Annotated in this window: 17 protein-coding genes; 7 read left to right on the top strand and 10 right to left on the bottom strand. The window is 73.2% G+C overall.

Annotation, left to right across the window (positions count from 1 at the left end; all coding sequences use genetic code 11):
• Window positions 1-88 precede the first annotated feature (88 nt).
• The 7 genes from ACSBPG_RS05835 to ACSBPG_RS05805 all read right to left on the bottom strand — a co-directional run bounded on the left by ACSBPG_RS05835 (window position 89) and on the right by ACSBPG_RS05805 (window position 8,522).
• Window positions 89-1,582: an NAD-dependent succinate-semialdehyde dehydrogenase gene (locus ACSBPG_RS05835; protein WP_435536182.1), complete on the bottom strand. Its 1,494-nt coding sequence runs from the start codon at window positions 1,580-1,582 to the stop codon at window positions 89-91.
• Window positions 1,579-2,838 carry an MFS transporter gene (locus ACSBPG_RS05830; protein WP_435536181.1) on the bottom strand — a complete coding sequence of 420 codons (1,260 nt, stop codon included), beginning with the start codon at window positions 2,836-2,838 and terminating at the stop codon, window positions 1,579-1,581. The genes ACSBPG_RS05835 and ACSBPG_RS05830 overlap by 4 nt, the downstream gene beginning before the upstream one ends.
• A 97-nt stretch (window positions 2,839-2,935) precedes the next feature.
• On the bottom strand, window positions 2,936-3,757 hold the full coding sequence (locus ACSBPG_RS05825) for a CoA-transferase (protein WP_435536180.1): 822 nt from the start codon (window positions 3,755-3,757) through the stop codon (window positions 2,936-2,938).
• Entirely contained in the window at window positions 3,754-4,656 is a 903-nt protein-coding gene (locus tag ACSBPG_RS05820; protein ID WP_435536179.1) for a CoA transferase subunit A, read from the bottom strand. Before ACSBPG_RS05820 ends, ACSBPG_RS05825 begins: the two co-directional genes overlap by 4 nt.
• 58 nt (window positions 4,657-4,714) lie before the next feature.
• Complete coding sequence (locus ACSBPG_RS05815) at window positions 4,715-5,716, bottom strand: ABC transporter permease (RefSeq protein ID WP_435536178.1); 1,002 nt, start codon at window positions 5,714-5,716, stop codon at window positions 4,715-4,717.
• A gap of 70 nt (window positions 5,717-5,786) precedes the next feature.
• Window positions 5,787-6,758: a sugar ABC transporter substrate-binding protein gene (locus ACSBPG_RS05810; RefSeq protein WP_435536177.1), complete on the bottom strand. Its 972-nt coding sequence runs from the start codon at window positions 6,756-6,758 to the stop codon at window positions 5,787-5,789.
• 234 nt (window positions 6,759-6,992) lie between these two features.
• Window positions 6,993-8,522, bottom strand: a complete 1,530-nt coding sequence (locus ACSBPG_RS05805) for a xylulokinase (protein WP_435536176.1) — start codon at window positions 8,520-8,522, stop codon at window positions 6,993-6,995.
• Between the two features lie 219 nt (window positions 8,523-8,741).
• Between ACSBPG_RS05805 and ACSBPG_RS05800 the strand changes: the two genes are divergently transcribed.
• A complete protein-coding gene (locus ACSBPG_RS05800) occupies window positions 8,742-10,427 on the top strand; it encodes a thiamine pyrophosphate-binding protein (protein WP_435536175.1) in 1,686 nt (561 codons plus the stop codon).
• Window positions 10,428-10,487: 60 nt separating this feature from the next.
• Here ACSBPG_RS05800 and ACSBPG_RS05795 read toward each other — a convergent pair whose 3' ends face one another.
• Window positions 10,488-11,543 (bottom strand): LacI family DNA-binding transcriptional regulator, encoded by a 1,056-nt coding sequence (locus tag ACSBPG_RS05795; protein ID WP_435536174.1) that lies wholly within the window; start codon window positions 11,541-11,543, stop codon window positions 10,488-10,490.
• Window positions 11,544-11,850: 307 nt separating this feature from the next.
• On the opposite strand from ACSBPG_RS05795, the gene ACSBPG_RS05790 reads away from it, so the two are divergent.
• The 6 genes from ACSBPG_RS05790 (at window position 11,851) to ACSBPG_RS05765 (ending at window position 17,385) form a co-directional block, all read left to right on the top strand.
• Window positions 11,851-12,615, top strand: coding sequence for an ATP-binding cassette domain-containing protein (locus ACSBPG_RS05790; RefSeq protein WP_435536173.1), 765 nt, complete (start codon window positions 11,851-11,853; stop codon window positions 12,613-12,615).
• Window positions 12,616-12,677: 62 nt separating this feature from the next.
• Window positions 12,678-13,610 carry a CoA transferase subunit A gene (locus ACSBPG_RS05785; protein ID WP_435536172.1) on the top strand — a complete coding sequence of 311 codons (933 nt, stop codon included), beginning with the start codon at window positions 12,678-12,680 and terminating at the stop codon, window positions 13,608-13,610.
• A complete protein-coding gene (locus ACSBPG_RS05780) occupies window positions 13,603-14,382 on the top strand; it encodes a CoA-transferase subunit beta (RefSeq protein ID WP_435536171.1) in 780 nt (259 codons plus the stop codon). Before ACSBPG_RS05785 ends, ACSBPG_RS05780 begins: the two co-directional genes overlap by 8 nt.
• A 40-nt stretch (window positions 14,383-14,422) precedes the next feature.
• Window positions 14,423-15,328: a CoA transferase subunit A gene (locus ACSBPG_RS05775; protein ID WP_435536170.1), complete on the top strand. Its 906-nt coding sequence runs from the start codon at window positions 14,423-14,425 to the stop codon at window positions 15,326-15,328.
• Window positions 15,325-16,134, top strand: coding sequence for a CoA-transferase subunit beta (locus ACSBPG_RS05770; RefSeq protein ID WP_435536169.1), 810 nt, complete (start codon window positions 15,325-15,327; stop codon window positions 16,132-16,134). Before ACSBPG_RS05775 ends, ACSBPG_RS05770 begins: the two co-directional genes overlap by 4 nt.
• Before the next feature lie 60 nt (window positions 16,135-16,194).
• Complete coding sequence (locus tag ACSBPG_RS05765) at window positions 16,195-17,385, top strand: CaiB/BaiF CoA transferase family protein (protein WP_435536168.1); 1,191 nt, start codon at window positions 16,195-16,197, stop codon at window positions 17,383-17,385.
• Window positions 17,386-17,448: 63 nt separating this feature from the next.
• Here the strand turns inward: ACSBPG_RS05765 and ACSBPG_RS05760 are convergent, their stop codons facing one another.
• Together ACSBPG_RS05760 and ACSBPG_RS05755 are read right to left on the bottom strand one after the other, a co-directional pair.
• Entirely contained in the window at window positions 17,449-19,392 is a 1,944-nt protein-coding gene (locus tag ACSBPG_RS05760) for a TRAP transporter permease (RefSeq protein WP_435536167.1), read from the bottom strand.
• 25 nt (window positions 19,393-19,417) lie between these two features.
• Window positions 19,418-20,362, bottom strand: coding sequence for a TAXI family TRAP transporter solute-binding subunit (locus ACSBPG_RS05755; protein WP_435536208.1), 945 nt, complete (start codon window positions 20,360-20,362; stop codon window positions 19,418-19,420).
• Between the last annotated feature and the right edge of the window lie 124 nt (window positions 20,363-20,486).

Here is a 20,486-nt window from a genome sequence, read left to right as displayed (position 1 = left end):
TCTCCGTGTCCGACGGCACGACCCGCGGGGAGAAGACGTGGAGCGCCGAACGAGCCCGGTATGCGGCTCCAGAGGGTGGGCCGCGCGGTCAGGGAGTGACGTCGGCCGCGGCCATGCAGACGTACTTCAGCTCGAGGTAGTCGTCGGCGCCGTACCGGGAGCCTTCGCGCCCGAGGCCCGACTGCTTGATGCCGCCGAACGGGGCGACCTCGGTGGAGATCAGGCCGGTGTTGACGCCGACCATCCCGAACTCCAGGGCCTCGGCCACCGCCCACACCTTGTCGAGGTCGCGCGCGTAGAAGTAGGCGGCGAGGCCGTACTCCGTGGCGTTGGCCATGGCGACGACCTCGTCGACCCGGTCGAAGCGCAGCAGCGGCGCCACGGGACCGAAGATCTCCTCGCGGGCCACCGCCATGTCCATGGTGACGCCGGTCAGCACGGTGGGCTCGACGAACAGCCCGCCCCGCCGGTGGGCGCCGCCGCCGACCGCCACCCGGGCGCCGCGGGCGCGGGCGTCGGCGACGTGGCCCAGCACCTTGGCGACCGCCCGCTCGTCGATCAGCGGGCCGACCACGGTGCCCTCGTCGAAGCCGTCGCCCACCGTCAGCCCCGCCACCCGCTCCGCCAGCCTGGCGGCGAAGGCGTCGTGGATGCCGGACTGCACGTAGATCCGGTTGGCGCAGACGCAGGTCTGGCCGGCGTTGCGGTACTTCGAGACGATGGCGCCCTCCACCGCGGCGTCGAGGTCGGCGTCGTCGAAGACGATGAAGGGGGCGTTGCCGCCGAGCTCCAGGCCGAGCTTCATCACCCGGTCGGCGGCCTGCCGCATCAGCCGGCGCCCGACCGGCGTCGAGCCGGTGAAGGTCAGCTTGCGGACCTTGGGGTTGCGGCACACCTCCTCGCCGAAGCCCTGGGCGTCGCGGGTCGGGACGACGCTCAGCAGCCCCGCCGGCAGGCCGGCCCGCTCGGCGAGGACGGCCAGGGCGAGCGCCGACAGGGGCGTCTCCGCCGCCGGCTTGGCCACGACGGCGCAGCCGGTCGCCAGCGCCGGCGCCAGCTTGCGCGCCAGCATCGAGTTGGGGAAGTTCCACGGCGTGATGGCGGCGACGACGCCGACCGGCTGCTTCAGCACGATCAGGCGGTGGCCGCGCCGGTCGCCGGGAACGACGTCGCCGTAGATGCGCTTGGCCTCCTCCGCGTACCACTCCACGTAGGACGCGCCGTAGAGGATCTCCCCCCGGGCCTCGGCCAGCGGCTTGCCCATCTCGGCCGTCAGGATGGCGGCGAGGTCGTCGCGGTGGGCGACCATCAGGTCGTGCCAGCGCCGCAGCACGGCGCCGCGCTCCTTGCCCGTGCGCGCCGCCCACGCCTTCTGCGCGGCGTGCGCGGCGTCGACGGCGGCCCTGGTCTCGTCGGCGCCCATGTCGGGCAGGACGGCGAGGGCGGCGCCGGTCGACGGGTTCGTCACGGCAAAGGCGTCGCCGCCGCCGGCGCGGGCGCGCCAGGCGCCGCCGACGAAGCCGGCCTCGCGCACCAGGGTCCTGTCCGTCAGCCGGGACAGCAGCGTGTCGCACACGGTCATGGGCACTCCTTTGGGGTGTGGGCGCCGGCGCCGGCCACCGCCGCCGGCCGGCCGCATCGGGCGTCCCGCCGGGGCCGCGTCCGGCAGGCCTGCGCGACGATCGACGCCGCCGCGACGCCGACGATGCCGGTGAAACCCAGCAGGGCGGTGAACAGGCCGAGGGCGTCGGCGGCCGCGCCGAACGCCATCACCGGCAGCAGGTTCGCGAGATAGCCGAAGAGGTAGAAGAGCGACATGGCGGTCGCCCGCCGGTCGTCGGGCGCGGCGGCGCTGGCGATCCCGGCGGCCCCGACGAAGGTGATGCCGTAGGCGAAGCCGGCGGCCAGGGTGGCGGCGCAGAACAGCGCCGTGGCGCCCAGCCCGGCGGCGGCCGTGACGACGGCCAGCGCGGCCGCCAGGACCGTCGCGCCGAGCGCCAGGGCGCGGCGGGACTCCCAGGCGCGCGCCCAGATCTGGCTGACGCCGCCCAGCAACTGGAAGGCGGCGACGGTGAGGCCGGGCGCGGCGGCGCCCTGCATGCCGAGGACCTGGTGCGCGATCGTCGTCCCCAGCGCCATGAACACGGCGCCGACGCACCAGGACAGCAACAGGCCGGCCGCCGCCAGCCGGAACCCCGGCAGGAGGAGGATCGCCGTCCGCCGGCCCGGCGCCGCCGCCGGCGGCGCCGCGGCGCGGCACGGCGGCGGCCAGCGCATTCCGGCGATGGCGGCGGCACCGGCGACCGCGGCGGCGGCGATGACGGCGAAGGGGACGGCCGGCGGCCAGGCGCCGGCCTGCAGCGCGACGACGCTGAGCACCGGCCCGAAGGTGCAGCCGGCGGTGAGCGCCACCGCGCCGATCACCGCCGCCCGCCGTTCGTCGTGCGCCGGATCGAGCTCGGCCAGCGCGGCGTTCGCCGCCCCGGTGAGGGTCCCGGTGCCGATCCCGGCGAGCAGCCGGCCGCACAGCAGCCAGGCCACGCCGTCGGCGGCGGCGAACACCAGCGCGCCGACGGCGACGACGAGGAGGCCGGGAACGATCACCCGGCGCCGGTCGCCGATGCGGTCGGAGAGGCGCCCGAGCACCAGCAGGGCGCCGAGCGTCCCCAGCGAATAGACGGCGAACACCGCCGTCAGGGTCAGGGCGTCGATCCCCCAGGCGTCGCGGTACAGGGGATAGAGCGGCGACGGCGCCGTGCTGTTGAGCAGGGCCGTGGCGATGGCGAGCGCGACCAGGATGCGGGCGCCGCCGTGGCGCGCGCCCTCGGTGTGGCTCATTCGGCTGTCTCTCGGGCGGGGGCGTGCGGCGTCCGCCCTCGCCCACGCGCGCGGGGCGGGGAGGATCGCGGCGGGGGCGGAGCGCGCGGCGTCGGGCCTAACGGTCGCGCGGCAGGAGGATGCGGCGGGGGTCGACCTGCTCGCGCAGGATGCGCAGCTCGCCGTCGGTCGGCAGCGGCGTCTCGGGCACGCCGGCGAGATCCCCCAGGTCGAAGCCGGTGGCGTCCTGCAGCGCCCGGCGCGACACCCCGGGATGGATCGAGCGGACCGTCATCGCGCCCGAGGCGCGGTCGAAGCCGAAGATGCACTTGGGGGTGACGACCAGCGCCGGGCCGCCGGCCTCGATGCCGAGCGCCCGCCGGCCCTCGCGGCCGCCGGGATAGCCGACGCCGGACACGAAGTCGACCTTCTCCACGAAGTTGCGGCGTTCGTGGTGCGGCATCATCACGTACTCGCGCCCGAACAGCGTCATGTGCTCGGGCTGCAGGATCGGCCCGACCAGCCGCACCTTGGGGCGGTCGTGGGGGCCGACGCAGACGCTGTTGATGTTGCCCACCCGGTCGACCTGGACGGCGCTGCTGAAGCCGAAGTCGATGTCGCCGCGCTTGAGGGCCCATTGGCCGGGATAGTTCACCATCTGCGACTCGCACGGCAGGTCGCGCAGGACGGCGTCGTGCTCGGAGTCCGGCAGGGCGTCGAGGGCGCCGAGGTCGGGGTTGTGGTAGCAGCCGGCGAGCAGGATCGTCAGGCCGGGCGCGTGCGTCCGCTTGGCCAGCTCCATCGCCGCCAGCGGGACCCCGGTCCCGAACACCGCGGCCATCGGACCGGTGAGCAGCCCGGTGAAGCCGACCTCGTCGTCCTGGAAGTCGCGCGCCAGCGCGACGGCGAGGATCTCGTAGAGTGTTGCCTGCGTGTTCATGCCAGGGAGTCCATGTCCTGCAGCCGAGCCAGCCGCTCGGAGCCGATGAGGTCGAGGTAGGCGAACAGGTCGGCGGGCCCGAAGACGTAGCGGTCGAGGTAGGCGGCGAAGCCGTCCTCCGAGGCCGAGGCCGCGACGTAGGCGGCGACGTGCTCGTCGTCGGCGAAGTAGCGGCCGAGGACCGGCGTGGGATGGGCGCCCCACGGCGCCTCGACCACCGCCGTGGTGCGGTAGGACGGGATCTCCACCAGCCGCGCGTGCCGCCGGATGAAGGACTTCGGCACGATCTTCTCGACCGTCACGATCACCGTGTCGCAGGACCGGGCGAGCAGGACGTCGCCGCTCTGCGGCAGCAGGCGGCGGGCGGGGACGACGACGTTGCCCTGCTCGTCGGCGGCGACGGCGTGGATCACCACGACGTCGGGGTCGGCGGCCGGCAGCGCCTGCATCGGGCGCCCGGTGATCGGGCAGGGGAAGGCGCGGATGTCCTTGTTGTGGGTGAGGACGTCGTTTCCGCCGAGGAAGCCGACGGGCCAGAAGGCGAGCCCCTCCTGGTTGGCGCGGAAGCGGTCCCAGCTCGCCATCTCGGGATAGTCGACGACCTCGAGGCGGCCGCCCTCGACCATCCGGCGGAAGTTGCGCGCCAGGCCGTGCTTCTCGAAGCCGACGTACGAGGTCTCGACCCGCGCCAGGCATCCCGCCCCGGCGAGCAGGTCGATGTCGTAGGCGTTGGCGGTGCCGACGATGGTCAGGCCGCGGCGGCGCTGGCGGACCAGTTCGCGCACGAACGCCATCGGCTTCTGGTAGACGGCGAACCCGCCGAGCGCGACGCGGGCGCCTTCGGGGACGAGGCGGGCCGCCGCCTCCAGGGAAACGACCTTCGATTTCAGTTGCGTCACGGTAGGGCTCCGACGTGCTGCAGGGAAGACGGGGCGCCGGCGGGCGGAGGCCGCCCGCTCAGGCGGAGCCCCAGGGCCGGCGGTTGCGCAGCATGCTCCACCAGACGGCGACGATGATCACGATGCCCTGGGCGATGAGGAAGATCACCGGGTCGATGCCGTTCAGCACCATGCCGTTGCGCAGCACCGCGACGAAGAACACGCCGAGCACCGTGCCGACGATGCGGCCGACGCCGCCGTTCAGGCTGGTGCCGCCGACGATCACCGCGGCGATCACGTCCAGCTCCATCAGCTCGCCGACGGTGGGGCTGCCGGCGTTGAGACGGCCGACCAGCATCACCCCGCCGACGGCGGCGAGCATCTGCACGACCACCAGGACCGTGACGCGCAGCGCGCTGACCCGCACGCCGTAGCGCGCGGCGGTCAGGGCGTTGCCGCCGAGGGCGTAGAGGTGCCGGCCGAAGCGCATCTGCGACAGCACCAGCCAGCCCCCGGCGATCGTCGCCGCCATGATCCAGATCGGCACCGGCAGGCCGGCGATCTCGCCGTACCAGACGTACTCCAGCGAGGTCGGCAGCGGCCCGATGGTCAGGCCGTCGCTGATGAAGAAGGCGGTGCCGCGCAGCGCCGACAGGAGGCCGAGCGTGGTGATGAACGAGGGAATGGCCCAGAACACCCGCAGCAGCCCGGTGACGCAGCCGACGCCGGCGGCGGCCGCGACGACGATCAGGAAGGCGACCCCCATCGGCAGGCCGGTCTGCACCACCAGCAGGGCGAACAGCGTTCCGGACAGGCCGACCGTGGCGCCGACCGAGAGGTCGATCTCGCCGGCGATGATCACCATGGTCATGCCGACGGCGATGATCGCGACGACCGAGGTCTGCTGGAGCAGGGTGACGAAGTTTTCGGGCGTCAGGAAGTTGGGCGCCGTCAGCCCGAACAGGACGATGAGCGCGACGAGGGCCAGCCCCACGCCGATTTCCGCCCGCCAGGTGCTGAGATCCGCTTTCCAGCGGCCGGTGCCGACCGCGGCCGCGTTGTGCTGAATGGTTCCGTCCATGATCTTGCGTCCAGGGGTTGGGGAGCGGGGCGGCCGGCGGCCGGTGACGGCCGGCCGCCCGCGGCGACCGTCAGTGGGCGAGCGACTTGACGAGCTCCAGATACTCGTTGACGCCGGCGGGGTCGCGCTTGGTGTACAGGCGGACCGGCACGGTGACGTTGCGCGGCTGCGGCTCGCCGCGCAGGCTCTTGACGGCGGTTTCGACGGCGGTGAAGCCGATCCGGTAGGGCTGCTGGTCGGACACCGCCTGGAGGTTGCTGGCGGGGTCGAGCAGCATCTCGGCGAGCTCCTGGCTCATGTCGATGCCGTACAGCTTGGCCGCCGCGTTGGAGCGCCGCGCCGCGGCGGCGGCGCCGGCCAGCGAGCCCGAGTTCGACGCCCAGATCACCTGGGTCGCCGGGTCGCGCTGCAGGATGTTCTCGAAGGCGTTGGCCCCCTGCTCCGGCGTCGCCGCCGCCACCTCGGCGACGACCTTGAAGTCGCTGCCCTCGATGCCGGAGAGCAGGCCGGAGCGGCGGGCCTGCATGTTGGGGTTGGTCGGCGGCAGGGTGATCAGCCCGATGGTCGCGGCGCCGGACAGCTCCTTGTCGACGTGGCTCCTGATCTCCCGTCCGACGGTCGCGGCGAGCTCGTGGCTGTCCACGCCGATGGTGTGGCTGGCGATGCCGTCGTCGGCCAGCGGCGCGTCGTAGTCGACGATCATCGTGCCGCGCTCCTTGGCGCGGCGGGCCGCCGCCACCGAGGCCTGCCGGTCCAGCGGCGGCATGACGATGACGTCGACGCCGCGGGTCACGAAGTCCTCGACGACCTGGCCTTCCGTCGCGAGCTGGCGGCGGTTGAGGCCGACCTGGAGATCGGCCCCGTACTTCTCGGCCGCGTCCTGCATGCCGCGCTCGATCTGCTGCCAGAACTGCGAATCGCGGGCGTAGATGATGCCGCCGACGGAAACGCGGTCGTCGGCGTGCGCCGCCCCCACGGCGGCGGTGGCGCCCATCGCCAGGGCGATCAGGGAAACGGTGATGGTCTTCCAACGCACGTTCATGCTTTCCTCCCCTTGTCGTGCTGAGCCGTGCCACGTCCTCCGGGGTGCCGGGACGGCCGTCCCCCGGCCGTGGCGGAGCCGATCGCCGGCCGGCCGCGGCCGGTGGAGCGCGGCGAGGGCGCCGAGGCGATTCGTCCTGAAGCGATTCGTCCTGAAGCGATTCGTCCTGAAACGATTTCCGAAAACGTTTCTGCAGTTACCCTCGCACAGCGCCGGCATCCCGTCAATGTTCGATCATGCACCAATCCGTCGGAGCATCGGTGTGCCCGGAGCCGGCGCGCCGCCGGCGGCCTCGGCCGGCGGCGGCGGGTGTCCGACGCTGCGGGCGTGCTGCCGCCGCAGCTCGGCGTAGAGCCCGGCGAGCTCGGGGTCCGGCTCGATCCGGCGGGCGATGCGCACCATGCCGTCGGTGGCCGCGGCGAGGTCGGGATAGAGGCCGACGCCGACGGCGGCCAGCACCGCGGCGCCCAGGGACGACGCCTCGACCACCTCGGGGATGACGATCGGCCGGTCCAGCACGGCGGCGCGGACCGCCATCCACAGCGCGTTGCGCGTGCCGCCGCCGACCCCCCGCACCTCGTCGATGGCCAGGCCGCGGCCGGCCAGCGCGTCGAAGACGTCGGCCACGGCGTAGGCGCAGCCCTCCAGGGTCGCCCGGAACAGGTGCGCCGGGCCGTGCTCGAAGCCGAGCCCGGCGACGCTGGCGCGCTCCCCGGCGTTCCAGCGCGGCGTCCGCGTGCCGGCGAAGGCGGGCGAGACGGTCACCCCGGCGGCGCCGGGCGGGACGCCGCGGGCCGCCTCGGTCAGGCGCTCGACGTCGCCGCCGAGCAGCGCCGCCACGTGGGCCACGGCGCCGCCGGTCGCCGCCATCGGCCCGCCCACCATCCACGCGGTGCCGACGGGAAAGCGGTTGAGGACGAGCCGCCCCGCCGCGTCGGGCACCGGCACGGGGGTGTAGGCGAAGACCACGTCGGTGGTGCCGATGACGTCGATGGCGCGGCCCCGCCGGACCGAGCCGCCGCCGATCCCGGCGACGGTGCCGTCGGGGGCGCCGACCACCACCGGCGTCCCGTCGAGCAGGCCGGTCCGCGCGGCGGCCGCGGCGGTCACCGTGCCGGCGATCTGTTCGGCGCCGCGGACCGGCGGGAACAGGCCGGGCCGCAGGCCGAGGCCGGCGATCAGGTCGTCGCGCCAGGTGCCGGCCACCACGTCGAAGGCCAGGGTGTAGGAGGCGCTGCTCGGGTCGGTCACCGCCTCGCCGGTGAGGTGGAACACCAGCCAGTCCTTGACGGACAGGGCGTGGGCCGCGCGGGCCAGCGGCTGCGGCTGGTGGCGGGCGAACCACAGCAGCTTCGGCACCGTCAGCTCGGGATCGCTGCGCCGGCCCGTCGCCGCGTGGATCGCGTCGGCGCCGAGGCGGGCGCGGAGATCCTCGGCCTCGGCGACGGCGCGACGGTCCTGCCAGGTGACGATCGGGGCGAGCGCCCTGCCCTCGCCGTCGCACAGGACGGTGCCGAGGGCGGCGGTGACGCCGACCGCGGCGACGCGCGCGGCGGCGGCGGGGTCGGCGGCGAGGACGTCGCCCAGGACGGCGAGCGTCGACCGCAGCAGGGCCTCCGGATCGCATTCGCACAGCGCGCCTTGGACGGTCGACGCCACCGGCCGCGACGCCTGCCGGCGGCACCGCCCGTCGGCGTCGAACAGGCCGGCGCGGACGCTGCTGCTGCCCGCGTCGATCGCCAGGAGAAGGTCTCGGACCGGCATCGCGTCACGCCTCCCCGGCGAAGGGGGACGGCCGCCGCGCGCCGCGGGCGCCGAGCCGCTTGGAAGGGATACCCATCATGGAAGCAGGCCATTGTTCTGCATCGGGAATGTCAGAAGAACACAAAAAACGATTTCCGAAAACGTTTTTATCGGGTAAGCCTGTTTGCGACGGCGCGGCCCCACCGGCGGGCCGCCGCAGACGCCCAGGAGGGAATTGCCATGACAGTCACGCCCACGCCGCAGGCCGCAAGCCGAACCCTGAAGAGCGCCCAGGCGCTGGTGGAATGCCTCAAGCTCGAAGGCGTGGAGTTCATATTCGGCGTCCCCGGCGGACAGACGCTGGCGATCATGGACGCCCTGTACGACGAGCCCGGCATCCGCTTCATCACCACCCGCGACGAGCGCGCCGCCGCCCACATGGCCGACGCCTATGGCCGCCTGACCGGCCGGCCCGGCGTCTGCCTGGCGACCACCGGCCCGGGCGCCACCAACCTGATCACCGCGGTCGGCGGCGCGCACCGCGACTCCAGCCCGGTCATCGTCATCACCTGCAACAACCGCCGCCGCCACATCGGCCAGGACGACAACCAGGACGCCGATCACATCAGCCTGTTCCGCCAGTTCACCAAGCTGAGCCGCTTCGTGCCGGACAGCGAAGGAATTCCCCAGGCGGTGCGCGAGGCGTTCCGCGTCGCCACCACCGGCAATCCCGGCCCGGTGCTGCTGGACTTCGCCCGCGACGCGGTGGAGGGCGGCGAGGTCGCCTTCGAGAGCATCCCGCCGGAGCGCTACCGCTTCACCGACTGTCCGCAGGCCCCCGCGGCGGCGATCGCCGCCGCCGTCGAGCGGCTGAAGGCGGCGCGCAAGCCGGTGATCTGGGCCGGCCGCGGCGTCGTCATCGCCGGGGCCACCGCGGCGGTGCTGGCCGCCGCCGAGGCGCTCGGCGCGCCGATCGTCACCACCTTCAACGGCATCTCCGCCGTGCCGGGCTCCCACGACCTCGTCTTCGGGCCGCGCAGCCGCTTCGGCACCAAGGTCTCCAAGGAGCTGCTCGCCGGCGCCGACTGCGTGCTGGCGGTGGGCAACAGCTTCAACGCCGCCTCGACCTCGCGCTGGACCTTCCCGCTGACGCGCAACATCGTCCACGTCGACCTCGACCCGACCGTCATCGGCCGCAACTATCCGGTCGCCGTCGGCGTCGTCGGCGACGCGGCCGACGCCATGGCGCGGATCGCCGCGGCGCTGCGGGACGAGCCGCGCGACCCGGCGCGGGCCGACTGGCTGGCCGGCGCCAAGGCGCTGCGCGCCGGCTGGGCCGCCGAGGTGTTCGCCGAGTCCATGGGGGCGAGCACGCCGATCAAGCCGCAATGGGTCATGAAGGTGCTGGGCGAGGCGATCGACGAGAACACCGTCACGGTCGCCGACGCCGGCAACCCGGGCGTGTGGACCCACCTCCTGCCGATCCGCACGCCCGGCTCCTACATGAAGCCGGTCGGCTTCGGCAACATGGCGTTCGGCCTGCCGGCGGCCATCGCCGCCAAGCTGGCGGCGCCCGGCAAGGACGTGGTCGCCGTCGTCGGCGACGGCTCGCTCGGCATGTGCCTCGGCGAGATCGAGACGGCGGTGCGCGAGAAGGCGCCGCTGACGCTGGTCGTCATGAACGACCTCGCCTACGGCAACATCAAGCAGGAGGAGCTGCACTTCCACGGGCAGCGCTACATCGGCGTCGACTTCGGCGACGTCGACTACGCCGGGCTGGCGAAGTGCATGGGCGGCGACGGCGTCAAGGTGACCGATCCGGCGCGGCTCGCCGAGGCGATCGCCGCCGGCAAGCGCTCGGACCGGCTGTTCCTGATCGACGTGCGCATCGACGGGTCGGAGAACGTCTGGAAGGACCCGATCTGACGGCGGCCGGCGCCGGCCGGGGCGGCCCGACCCGTCCCGGCCGGCGGGCCGGCACCCCGGTCAGGAGCGGGCCCTGGCGGCCTCGCGCTTGGTCGTCTCGCGCTTGGTCGTCTCGCGCTTGGCCGTCTCGGGCTTGGTTGGCGGGGCGGTGGTCCCGCGCACGACCAGGCGGGTCGGGAAGATCTGCTCGCGCGGCGGCAGCCCGGGCTCGCGGATGCGCTCGATCAGCAGGTCGGCGGCGGCGGCGCCCATGGCGCGCTTCTGGAGATGGACCGTCGTCAGGTTGATGGCCCGGAAGCCGGCCAGGGCGATGTCGTCGAGCCCGACCACCGAGAGCTGCCCCGGCACCGCCAGGCCGGATTCCAGCGCCGCCTCGATCAGGCCGAGGGCGTTGATGTCGCTGCTGCCGAGCACCGCCGTCGGCGGCCGGCGCAGGCGCAGGAAATGGCGGCCGGCGCTGATGCCGCTCTCGAAGCCGTAGTCGCCGCGGTACACCAGGTCGTCGTCGACCTTCAGCCGCAGGCCGGCGGCTTCGGCCAGGAAGGTCTCCAGCCGCTCGCGGGCCGAGCTGGAATCGGCGGGGCCGCGCACGAAGCCGATGCGCCGGTGCCCCAGGGCGTGCAGGTGGTGGATCGCCTCGCTCAGCCCGGTCACGTTGTCCGACCCGACATAGTCCTCCGGCACCTCGGGGTTGCGCCGCTGCACCAGCACGTACGGCGTGCCCGAGGCGAGCAGCGCGCGCACCGCCGGCGACGCGACGTGCTGGGAGATCATCACCATGCCGTCGACCTGGCGGTCGAGGAGCGTGCGCATGTGCCAGAGCTGCTTCTCCTCGTCGCCGTCGGTGTTGCACAGCAGCAGCGTGCACTTCTCGCGCACCGCCACGTCCTCCACGCCGCGCACGAAGTCCGGCGAGGACGGGTTGGCGACGTCGGCGACCAGCACGCCGATGGTGAAGCTGCGCTGCATGCGCAGCGCGCGCGCCACCGCCGACGCCCGGTAGCCGAGCCGTTCCGTCGCCTGCTGCACCAGCGCCCGCGTCTCCTCGCTCACGTGCTGCTTGCCCGCGAGGGCGTTCGACACCGTGGACAGGGCGAGCCCGGTCTCCCGCGCCACATCGCGTATCGTGACACGCCTGCGTTCGGCCATGTGCGTTCCTTCAGAAGTACGGGTTGCTGACTGTGCGGGCTCTGCAATGCAGGCGCTCGGACAATTCGGCATTGACATGCCGCGGGAGCCATGGCTAGCCTGCCAAACAAGAAACGTTTTTGGGAAATCGTTTTTTTGGCCGTCGTCCCGCACCCCGCCCGGCCGGGCCCGGGCGCGGACCCAACGCTGCATGGAGGAGACGCTTGCCCCAACCGCTCCGCTCCCGACCCGTCGCGCGCCGCGCCACGCGTCCGTCCCGCGAGGAGGCCCTGGCATGACCTCCCACGTCCTGCTCGAGGCCAAGGGCATCCGCAAGAGCTACGGCGCGGTCCAGGCCCTGCGCGGCATCGACCTCAAGATCCGCCGCGGCGAGACGATCGCCCTGGTCGGCGACAACGGCGCCGGCAAGAGCACGCTCGTCAAGATCCTCTCCGGCGCCGTGCAACCGACCAAGGGCGACATCGCCTTCGACGGCCGCCAGGTCCGCATGAGCTCGACCGACGTCGCCCGTTCGCTGGGGATCGAGACGGTCTACCAGGACCTCGGCCTGTGCAACAACATGAACGTCGCCGAGAACATCTTCCTCGGCCGCGAAAGGCGCCGCCGTCTCGGCTTCCTCAACCTGCTGGACAAGCGGGCGATGCGGCGCGAGGCCGAGGCGGCCCTGAAGGGCCTCTCCATCAACGCGCCGCACCCCGACGCCAACGTCGCCGGCCTGAGCGGCGGCCAGCGCCAGGCGGTCGCCCTGGCGCGGACCAAGCTGTGGCACAGCTCGCTGGTCCTGCTCGACGAGCCGACCGCCGCGCTCGGCGTGCAGGAGACCAAGCGCGCCATGGACGCCGTGCGCAAGCTCCAGGACGAGGGGGTCGCCATCGTCCTGATCACGCACAGCATGCCCATGGTGATGGAGATGAGCCAGCGCGTCGTCGTGCTGCGGCACGGCCACAAGGTGGGCGACGTGCCGACCGCGTCGCTGTGCGGCGACGACGTCGTGGCGCTGATCACCGGCGCCCGCCAGAACCGCATCGAGGCCGCCTGAGGCCGCCCGGGCCGCCCGGGCGCTCTCCGCCCCCTCCGCAACCGTTCATCGCCGGTGTCGCCATGCCACTGCACTCCAAGCTCGTTCCGCTGGACGAGGCGGTCAGCGCCGTCGCCGACGGCGCCTCTCTCACCGGGGGAGGCTTCGCCCACTCCCACCAGCCGCTCGCCTTCACCCGCGCCCTGATCCGGGCCGGCCGCCGCGACCTGTCGCTGATGGGCGTGGCGGAGTGCTGGGTCGCCGAGTTCCTGGCCGCCGCCGGCATGCTGCGGCGGGCCCACTTCTCGAACTTCATGTTCGAGGGCTTCGGCCGCTGCCGCCGCTTCTCCGAGGGCGTCGAATCCGGCGCGATCGCGGTCGAGGACCACAGCCACTTCGGCATGGTCATGCGCCTGATGGCGGGCGGCCTGGCCCTGCCCTTCATGCCGCTGTCCGCGATGAGCGGGACCGACATCCTGGCGCAGCCCGGCTTCGAGCCGCCGGAGGCCAAGGCGGCCCGGCTGGCCTCGCCGTTCGGCAACGGCACCGCCACCGTCGTCTCGCCGCTGCGCCCCGACGTCGCCGTCATCCACGCCGCCCGGGCCGACCGCCTCGGCAACGTCCAGCTCTTCGGCACCAGCTCGGTCGTCGAGGAGCAGGCGCGCGCCGCCCGCACCGTCATCGTCACGGTCGAGGAGATCGTCGACACCGACGTCATCCGCCGCCAGCCCGAGCTGACCCTGCTGCCCGGGCTGATGGTCGACATGGTCGTGCACCTGCCCTACGGCGCCCACCCCACCGGCGTCTACGGCTACTACGACCACGACGCGCCGCATCTGGCCGACTACTACGCCGCCTCCCGCACCGCCGAGGACGCCGCGCGCTGGCTGGACCGCTGGGTGCACGGCCTGCCCGACCACTTCGCCTATCTCGACGCGGTCGGCGCGTCCCGCCTGCTGAAGCTGCGGGTGGACCCGGCCCTCGGCTATCTCCGCACGGAGTCCGTCCATGCCTGACATCAGCCGCGATGAGTACATGGCGGTCGCCGCGTCGCTGGAGATCGGCGACGGCGAGACCGCCTTCATCGGCACCGGGCTGCCGATGGTGGCCGCCTATCTGGCCAAGGCGACCCACGCCCCCCGGGTGAACCTCGTCTTCGAGTCCGGGATCATCGATCCCCGGCCGGTCGAGCTGGCGACCGGCGTCGGCGACTACCGCCTGGTCCACGGCTCGACCAAGGTGGCCGGCACCTTCTACGCCCTGAGCCTGCTGCAGCAGGGCAAGGTCGACATCGGCTTCCTCGGCACCGCCGAGATCGACCCCTACGGCAACCTCAACTCCACGGTGATCGGCCCGTACCGCTCCCCCAGCGTCCGCCTGCCGGGCAGCGGCGGCGCCAACGACATCGCCAGCATGGCCCGCCGCTTCGTGGTGATCTGCCGGCTCGGCCGCCGCCGCTTCGTCGAGCGGCTCAATTACCTGACGACGCCCGGCTTCCTCACCGGCCCCGGGGCGCGCGAGGCGGCGGGGCTGCCGGGGGCCGGCCCGGTGCGGGTCATCACCGACCTCGGCATCCTCGGCTTCGATCCCGACACCAAGCGCATGCGCATCGAACAGCTCTTCCCCGGCGTCGCCGTCGACGACGTCCGCCGCGAGGTCGCCTTCGAGATCGGCGTGTCCGAGCGGCTTGGCGAGGCGCCCGTGCCGAGCGCGGAGCAGCTCCGTCTGCTGCGGACCGCCATCGACCCCGACGGCGTCTACGTCGGCCGGGCGGCCCCGCAACTCTGACCCCCCGCCCGGTCCGCCGGGCGAAACGGAAGACAGGATCATGGCTCAGGGAAAGTCCAAGGTCGCGTCCATCGAACAGGCGGTGGCCCTCATCCGCGACGGCGACGTCGTCGCCATCGGCGGGCACACCGCCCGCCGCCATCCCATGGCGCTGGTGCGCGAGATTGTCCGCCAGGGCCGCAGGCGGCTCCACGTTGTCGGCTGGAACAACGGCATCGACATGGACATGCTGATCGGCGCCGGCTGCGTCGCCACGGCGGAGACCTCCTACATCGGCATCGGCAGCCTCGGCCTGGCGTTGAACTACCGCCGGGCGGCCGAGGCCGGCGGCATCCGCGTCATCGAGCATTCCGAAACCACCGCCATGGACCGCTTCCGGGCGACCGCCATCGGCGTCCCCTACATCCCGACCAAGACCGGCATCGGCACGGACCTGCCGCGGACCAACCCGCACCTCAAGCCGATCACCGACGTCTTCACCGGCGAGCCCTGGCTCGCCGTCGAGGCGATCCGGCCGGACGTCGCCATCATCCACGCCCACGCGGCCGACGCCGCCGGCAACGTCCAGCTCGACGCCGAGCGCTGGCACGACACCTCGCCGGACGTGATGATCGCCAAGTCGGCGCGCACGGTCATCGTCTCGGTCGAGCAGATCGTCAGCGAGGAGACGGTGCGCAGCCGGCCCATCGACACCATCCTGCCGCGGGTCGACGTGACCTGCGTCGTCGAGGCGCCCTACGGCGCGCATCCCTGCTGCTGCGACGCGCGCTACGACTACGACCTCGAGCATCTGCGCGCCTACCACGAGGCCTCCGCCACCGCCGAAGGCTTCCAGGCCTGGCTCGACACCTACGTCCACGCCCCGGCGGACAACTGGGCCTATCTCGACACGATCGGCATGGCGTCGCTGATGGGCATCAGCATGAAGAGGACGGCCCGCCCATGACCACCCCCTCCCACACCCTCGCCGAGCTCCTCACGGTCTGCGTCGCCCGCGAGCTCGAGGACGGCGGCCACGGCTTCATCGGCCTCGGCACCGGCGGGCGCGCCTTCACCCTGGCGGTCGGCGTCCCCTCCGTCGGGGCGGAGCTCGCCCGCCGCCTGCGCGGCATCGACTTCGTCACCCAGTACGGCGTCGCCTTCGAGCCCGACCTGACGCGGACGCCGCGGAACTTCGCCGATCCCTACCTGCTCGCCTGGCCGAGCAAGGCGCACGTCCGGGTCGAGGAGTGCCTGGAGTTCTTCCGGCGCGGCAAGATGACGGTCGGCTTCACCTCGGGCGCGCAGATCGACCCCCGCGGCAACCTCAACACCGTCTGCATCGGTGCCCACGACCGGCCGAAGGTCCGCCTCGTCGGCCCCATCGCCCAGAGCGACCACTGCACCTACGCCCGCTACACCTTCGTCATGATGGTGCAGGAGAAGCGCAGCTTCGTGGAGCGCCTCGACTTCCGCTCGGCGCTCGGCCACGGCGACGCCCCGGGCGACCGCCGGCGCCTGGGCGTTCCCGGCGGCGGCCCGCGCAAGGTGTTCACCGACCGCGCGGTGTGGGGCTTCGACGCCGACGGCTTCATGCAGGTCGAGAGCCTGCATCCCGGCGTCACCCGCGCGGCGCTGGAGGAGACGGTCGGCTTTCCCGTGCGCTACGCCGACGGCCTGACCGAGACGCCGCCGCCGAGCGCCGAGGAGCTGCGCCTGATCCGCGAGGAGATCGACCCCGAGGGCCTGTTCCTCGAGGCGCGGATCGCGTAACACTGGCGCCGCCGGGCCCCCGCCGCCGCGGGGGCCCGGGCCGCAGCAGAGGAGACCCGAGTGGCCGGTGCTTTGAATGGTCTGAAAGTCCTCGATCTCTCCCGCTTCATCGCCGGCCCCCACTGCAGCATGGTCCTGGGCGATCTCGGCGCCGACGTCGTCAAGGTCGAACGGCCCGGCCGCGGCGACGACACGCGGATACTCCCCCCGGAGGTCGGCGGCGAGACCCTCTACTACATGGTCTTCAACCGCAACAAGCGCGGCATCACGCTCAACCTGCGCGACCCGCGCGGCCAGGCGCTGCTGCGCGACCTCGCCGCGCGGGCGGACGTCCTCGTCGAGAACTTCCGGCCGGGCACCATGGAGCGCATGGGCTGCGGCTGGGAGGACCTGCGCGCGCGCAACCCGCGCCTGATCATGGCGCGCATCTCCGGCTACGGCCAGACCGGCGCGAAGGCGCAGGAGCCGTGCTTCGACGTCATCGCCCAGGCGGCGTCGGGCCTGATGGAGATCACCGGCGCGGCCGACGGGCCGCCGACCATGGCCGGCACCTACGTCGTCGACTACACCACGGCGCTCTACGCGGCGATCGGCATCATGGCCGCCGTGGAGCGGCGCCACCACACCGGCGAGGGCCAGATGCTGGACATCAGCCTCATCGGCAGCGCCACCTCCCTGCTGATGACGGCGATCCCCGAGCAGGCGCTGTTCGGCCGCGCCATGACGCGCATGGGGAACCGCGACCGCTACGCGGCCCCCGCCGGCACCTTCCGCACGCGCGACGGCGCCTGGGTCCACCTGATCGGCGGCAACAGCAACCACTTCCCGCGGCTCGTCCGGATGCTGGAGCGGCCCGACCTGCTGAGCGACCCGCGCTTCGCCACCGGCGCCGACCGCATGCGCCACGCCGACGCCCTGGAGGGCATCGTCGCCGCCTGGGTGGCCCGGCACGCCGCCGACGAGGTCCTCGCCGCGGCCCGGCGCGCCGAGGTCCCGGCCACCCGGGTCGCCACCGTCGCCGACGTCGCCGCCGACCCCGACCTGCGCGCGCAGGGTCACATCGTCGAGGTCGAGCACCCCACGGCCGGGCGGGTCCCCATGCAGGGCATCCCCGTCCGCCTGTCCGAATCGCCCGCCGCCGTCGAGCGGCCGCCGCCCCGGCTCGGCGAACACACCAGCGAGATCCTCGGGGAATGGCTCGGCCTGTCGGCCGCCGAGGTCGACGGGCTGCGGCGCGCCGACGTCCTGTGACCCCGGCGCGCCCGCCCTCCCCGCGGCACGGCCGCGAGGGCGGCGGGCGGCCGCGCCGTCCGGCTACCGGTCGCTGCCGGCCGAGCGCAGGGGCCCGAGGTCCGCGGCCCGCCCGGCCGGCGGGGCCTCGCGGCGGCGCGACCGCCGGAGCTGGACGGCGACGAGGACGGCCAGCAGCGCCAGCCCGGCCACGTCGCTCCAGATGGCGCCCTCGAAGAGACCGGCGGGGATGAGCGAGAGGATGCCGCCGCCGGCGGCGGCGGCGCGCATCGCCGGGCCGATCGGGCCCATGAGGAAGCCGACGGCGCCGGCGGTGGTCATGTAGATGCCGGCCACCGCGGTGACCAGCGCCCAGGCGACCTGCAGCGCGTCGCCCTGGAGGATCAGCGAGGGCGCGAACAAGAAGAGGAACGGCACGACGTACGCCGGCCAGCACAGCTTCATGGCCTCGACGCTGGTGGCGATCGGACCGGTCCCGGCGATGTTCGCCGCCGCGAAGGAGGCGAGCGCCACCGGCGGCGTGACCATCGACAGCAGCCCGAAGTAGAAGACGAAGAGGTGGGCGGCGACCACCGGTATGCCGACCTCGACCAGCGCCGGGGCCACCAGCGTGGCGAGCAGGATGTAGACCCCGACCGTCGGCATCCCCATCCCCAGCACGATCGAGATCAGCGCGGTGATGACCGCCAGCACGATTGCGCTGTTGCCGCTGGCGTTGATGATGTGGAGCGTCAGGTTGAAGGCGAGCCCGGAGATGTTGAGCACGCCGATGATGATGCCGGCCGCCGCGCAGACCACCAGCAGGTCGAGGGAGGCGCGGCCCGCCCCGCCGATCACCGGCCAGAGGTCGGCGAGCCGCAGGCGCCGCCCCTTGTAGCGGAAGAGGAAGCTGCCGGCCAGCAGCACCAGCACCGACAGGATCGCCGAGCGCTCCGGGCGCATGTTCATGGCGAACAGCGTGTAGAACAGGACGACGAAGGGGATCACGAAGTGCCAGCCGGCGCGCAGCGCCGCCCCGGCGCGCGGGATCTCGGCCGCCGCCAGGGGGCGGATGCCGCGCTTGCCGGCCGACAGGTCGACGTTGATGAAGATCGCGAGATAGTAGAGGAAGGCCGACGGCAGCGCCGCGAGCATGACGTCGACGTAGTCGATGCCGATCATGTCGGCCATGATGAAGGCGGCCGCCCCCATCACCGGCGGCACGAGCTGGCCGCCGGTCGAGGCGACCGCCTCGACCGCGCCGGCGTAGGCCGGCGGGAAGCCGGCGCGCTTCATCATCGGGATGGTCACCACGCCGGTGCCGACGACGTTGCCGACGGCGCTGCCCGAGATCGAGCCGAACAGCGCCGAAGCGGCGACCGCCACCTTCGCCGGCCCGCCGCGGAACCGGCCCATGCCGGCGAGCGCCAGGTCGTTGAAGAAGTCGGCCGCCCCGCAGGTCGCCAGGAGCTGGCCGAACAGCAGGTACGGCACGACGATCACCACGGCGACCTTCAGCGCCGTGCCGAGCATGCCGTTGGCGTCGATGGCGAGATAGACCACCAGCTCCTCGGGCGTGGTCAGCCGGCTGCCGAGCTCGCCGGGGATGAGATGGCCGAGCAGGCCGTAGGCCAGGAAGACCAGGACGACGGCGAGGATGCCGAGGCCGGCGGCGGGGCGCAGGTTCAGCATCAGCGCCCCGAAGAGCACGGCGGAGAGCGCCACCAGCCAGCCCGGCAGGAAGGGCGCCTCCATGGAGATGGCGACGTACGCCGCCGCGACGTAGGCGCCGACCGCCAGGGTCAGCGCCGCCGCCGCCAGCGCCGCCGCGCGCCGCCACGCCGCGGCGGTGCGCGCCATCGCCAGGAACCCGGCCGCCAGGGCGAGCGACAGGCCGGCGACGAGCAACTGGGCGTCGTACACCGACAGCCCGAGGTAGCGCGGCAGGTCGGCCGCATAGGCGGCCGACAGCAGCACGATCAACACCCCGGCCAGACTTTCGAGCCGGCCGATCACACGGTCCGTCATCCGATCCCCCAACCCGACCGTCGCGTCACTTCGTCAGCCCGATGGACCGGTAGTAGTCCACGGCACCGGGGTGGTAGGTCAGCCCCTCGAACCGCGGCGCCATCCGCTCCGGCGTGAAGTCGGCGAACGTCTTGACGATGCCCCGCACCTTCTCGGGGTGGTCGTGCAGCAGGGTCACGACCCGCTTGACCAGGTCGTCCGGCACGTGCGCCCCGGCCGTCAGCACGTAGTCGTAGCCCATCATCGGCGTCGGCCCCTCGATCCCCGGTGCCGCCCCGGGCTGCACCACCTCGACGTAGGAGGTGGGGACGAACTTCTTCATGGCGGCGTCGGCCTCGGGGGTGTTGGGAACGGCCAGCCAGCGGATGCCGACGGCGGCGTCGGCCTCGCGCGTCTTGCCGCCCTGCAGGGCGAAGAAGGCGACGTCGGCGTTGCCGGCGATGAAGTCGTCGACCCCGTTCGGCACCGACGGCACGTTGACCGGCTGCATGTCCTCGATCGTCAGCCCGCCGGCGGCGAGCAGCCCATCGACCTGGAAGCGCAGGGTCGGCTGGGCGGTGTAGCCGTAGGTGACGGTCAGGCCCTTGATGTCCGACACGGTCTTGTAGGGCGAAGCCTTGCGCACCATCAGCCCGTAGGCCGAGGAGCTGAGCGAGGCGACGGCGCGCAGGTTCTTCAGCGCCCGGCCCTCGAACGGCTCCTGCCCCAGCACGGCGGCCGAGAAGTCCGGGCTCGGCACGAGCTGCAGGTCGAGCCGCCCGGCGTTGATCAGCGGCATCGACTGGCCCGAGCCGCCGTAGGACTGCACCCGCACGTCGAGGCCCAGCTCGTCGGACAGGAACTTGGCCAATCCGGCGTTCACGGCGTAGTTCTGCGACCCCTGGGTGCCGGCGCCGATGCCGACCGACTGGGCGGCGGCGCCCGACGTGGCCGCGAGGACGGCCATGCAGGCCGCGGCGAGGGTTCTCATGATCACGACGCTCTCCTCCCATGCTTGGTTGCGCGCGCGGTCCGTCCGGCGCGTCCGGCCCGTCGCGGGCCGATGCCGCCATCCGGCGGATGGCCGGCGTTGCCGAAGGGCGGGAACGCCGCCG

The organism is Azospirillum sp. ST 5-10 (assembly GCF_051225715.1).
Taxonomy (GTDB): Bacteria; Pseudomonadota; Alphaproteobacteria; order Azospirillales; family Azospirillaceae; genus Azospirillum.
The sequence above is the reverse complement of the archived record's forward strand: the minus strand, read 5'-3'. Positions and strand labels throughout refer to the sequence as shown.

Excerpts from the sequence above, each read along its gene's own strand:
- ACSBPG_RS05830 (WP_435536181.1), bottom strand. The coding sequence starts at position 2,838 with ATGAGCCACACCGAGGGCGCGCGCCACGGCGGCGCCCGCATCCTGGTC.
- ACSBPG_RS05760 (WP_435536167.1), bottom strand. The coding sequence starts at position 19,392 with ATGACGGACCGTGTGATCGGCCGGCTCGAAAGTCTGGCCGGGGTGTTG.
- ACSBPG_RS05810 (WP_435536177.1), bottom strand. The coding sequence starts at position 6,758 with ATGAACGTGCGTTGGAAGACCATCACCGTTTCCCTGATCGCCCTGGCG.
- ACSBPG_RS05805 (WP_435536176.1), bottom strand. The coding sequence starts at position 8,522 with ATGCCGGTCCGAGACCTTCTCCTGGCGATCGACGCGGGCAGCAGCAGC.
- ACSBPG_RS05835 (WP_435536182.1), bottom strand. The coding sequence starts at position 1,582 with ATGACCGTGTGCGACACGCTGCTGTCCCGGCTGACGGACAGGACCCTG.
- ACSBPG_RS05770 (WP_435536169.1), top strand. The coding sequence starts at position 15,325 with ATGACCACCCCCTCCCACACCCTCGCCGAGCTCCTCACGGTCTGCGTC.
- ACSBPG_RS05790 (WP_435536173.1), top strand. The coding sequence starts at position 11,851 with ATGACCTCCCACGTCCTGCTCGAGGCCAAGGGCATCCGCAAGAGCTAC.
- ACSBPG_RS05785 (WP_435536172.1), top strand. The coding sequence starts at position 12,678 with ATGCCACTGCACTCCAAGCTCGTTCCGCTGGACGAGGCGGTCAGCGCC.
- ACSBPG_RS05800 (WP_435536175.1), top strand. The coding sequence starts at position 8,742 with ATGACAGTCACGCCCACGCCGCAGGCCGCAAGCCGAACCCTGAAGAGC.
- ACSBPG_RS05825 (WP_435536180.1), bottom strand. The coding sequence starts at position 3,757 with ATGAACACGCAGGCAACACTCTACGAGATCCTCGCCGTCGCGCTGGCG.
- ACSBPG_RS05780 (WP_435536171.1), top strand. The coding sequence starts at position 13,603 with ATGCCTGACATCAGCCGCGATGAGTACATGGCGGTCGCCGCGTCGCTG.
- ACSBPG_RS05815 (WP_435536178.1), bottom strand. The coding sequence starts at position 5,716 with ATGGACGGAACCATTCAGCACAACGCGGCCGCGGTCGGCACCGGCCGC.
- ACSBPG_RS05775 (WP_435536170.1), top strand. The coding sequence starts at position 14,423 with ATGGCTCAGGGAAAGTCCAAGGTCGCGTCCATCGAACAGGCGGTGGCC.
- ACSBPG_RS05755 (WP_435536208.1), bottom strand. The coding sequence starts at position 20,362 with ATGAGAACCCTCGCCGCGGCCTGCATGGCCGTCCTCGCGGCCACGTCG.